The sequence below is a fragment of the Protofrankia sp. CiP1_Cm_nod4 genome (genome assembly GCF_982290645.1).
In genome coordinates, this window is the sequence record NZ_CEVIVC010000032.1 from 10,823 (window position 1) to 12,852 (window position 2,030).

Annotated in this window: 1 protein-coding gene; it reads right to left on the minus strand. The window is 74.3% G+C overall.

Annotation, left to right across the window (positions count from 1 at the left end):
* Window positions 1-99 precede the first annotated feature (99 nt).
* The gene (locus AC5LSR_RS08660) at window positions 100-1,998 is read right to left on the minus strand and encodes a serine/threonine-protein kinase (RefSeq protein WP_493468334.1); all 1,899 of its coding nucleotides are present in this window, start codon (window positions 1,996-1,998) and stop codon (window positions 100-102) included.
* Between the last annotated feature and the right edge of the window lie 32 nt (window positions 1,999-2,030).

The window sequence follows — 2,030 nt, forward strand, 5'->3', positions numbered from 1 at the left end:
GTGCCGCCGTGGGGAAGCCTCAGCCGGCGCCCCGCGTGCTGGGTGCCGCGCTGCTGGCGGGTTGGGGTCCGGCCCGGCAGAGCCCCGGGCAGCCCCGCGTCAGCCTCCAGCTCTGGCTCGTGAACGGCTGGCGGCAGCCGCGGCTGTGGTGGCGGCCGCGCCGAGCAGGACACAGCAGACGCCGGCGGCGGCAACCGGGACGTGTCGGCTCAGCGTGGCAGCGGACAGCCACACGCCGAACCCGAGGACGGCTCCGAGAGCCCCCGCGGCGAACATCGCGGCTCTCTGGCGAGAGCCGTCGCGCAGCAGCCGGCGGGTCGACTCCAGGTAGGCGAGCGCGAACAGGGCAGCCAGCACACCGCCGGCGCCCATGGCGCTGGCCAGCGGTACCTGCCTCGGCTCGATCGTCACCTCCTGGACGCTGCTCCTGCCCGCCCGATCCAGCCGCACCTGCCCGTGGACGGCTCCACCGGCGATCCACCGGGTCAGCGGCGGGGCGGTGACGTCTGTCCGCCAGGGCTCGCCGGCGTTCACCGTCACCGGGCCGCCGGTCGCGGTGCCCAGTGGGATGCCCGCCGCGGACAGCCGTAGGAGCACCGTCACGGTTCCGGGGGCCACTGCCGTGCCGCTGATCTCCACTGGCTCGGCCAGGTCGACCCGCGCGGCCGCGGGCGGGGTGGCCCCGGCCACCTGAATGCCCTCGGCCGCGGCGGGGCCGGTGGGGACGGCCGGCTGGGGGGATGGCCACAGCACGGCGATCAGCACCATCAGCACGGCCGCGGCCAGCGCGATACCAGCCAGCTGCCGGAGCGGCCCCGGCCCCGGCACCGACGGCGGGCGATGGCGGTGCGCCCGACCTGGCTGCCGGCCGGTGGCCGACAGTTCCGGCACCGGCACGAGGGAGGCATAGTCAAGATCGACAGCCTCCGGTGACGGCCGGCCCGCGGGCATGCCGGACGGCGCCGGCACCAGGTCGGTCACCAGCACGGACTCCTCACCACGGCCGGACGGGCCGCGCCGGGCCGACGCTTCCAGGGCCGTCCGCACCGCCGGGGAGATGTCCCGTACGGCCAGCCCCGACCGCTCCAGCCAGCCGGGCCCGAACGCCTCGGACGCGGCGGCCGCGACGGACTCCGCGAGCTGTTCGGCGCTCGCCGGCCTGCGCTCGGGATCCCGGGCCAGCCCACGCATGAGAAGCCAGGTGAGCCCGGGCGGCACCTCGCCGCCAGGCGACGGCGGCTCAGCGGTGTCCTGGCGTGCCCGGAACTGGTGGAATCCGCCGTCGGTCGGGTAGGGCAGGTGTCCGGCGAGCAGGTAGTACAGCATCGCCGTAGCCGAATAGATGTCGGTGCGGACGTCCAGGTAGTCGCCGCGGGACTGTTCCGGGGACATGTACCCGGGCGTGCCCGCGATCACGAACCGGCCGTCCCGGGAGGCGAGGGTGGTCTCCCCGCCGATGACCCGGGCCAGCCCGAAGTCGGTCACCTTGACGGTGCCGCGACCGTCGAACATCACGTTGCCGGGTTTGATGTCGCGATGCAGCAGGCCCTGGTCGTGGGCGGCCTGCACCGCGGAGAGAACGGCGAGTACGGCCGCGCAGGACTGTTCCATGGTCAGCCCGATGCGGCGGAAACGCTCCGCGAGCGTCCCCCCGGGGAGGTGTTCTAGCACCAGCGCGCAGACCCGTTCCGGCGTGCCCGTGGCGTCGACGGTCACCTCTTCGTCCGCGTACTCGTAGACCGTGACGATGTGCAGGTGGCTCAGCCGGGCCAGGGCCCGTCCTTCCTCGTTGAACCGCAGCCGCATCTGCGGGTCGGCGGCGATCCGGTTCGGCAGGTGCTTGATGGCGACCGCCCGGTCGAGCCGTGGATCCCGGGCTGCGTAGACGACACCGAACCCGCCACGGCCGAGTTCCCCGCCCAGCCTGTACCGCGGCAGGGCGGCCACCAGCGCCCGTGGGGCCACGGACGGATCGGACACGGACGGGTTGATCGTCACGAGGAGTCGTCCTGACGCGGATGCCAGTCAGC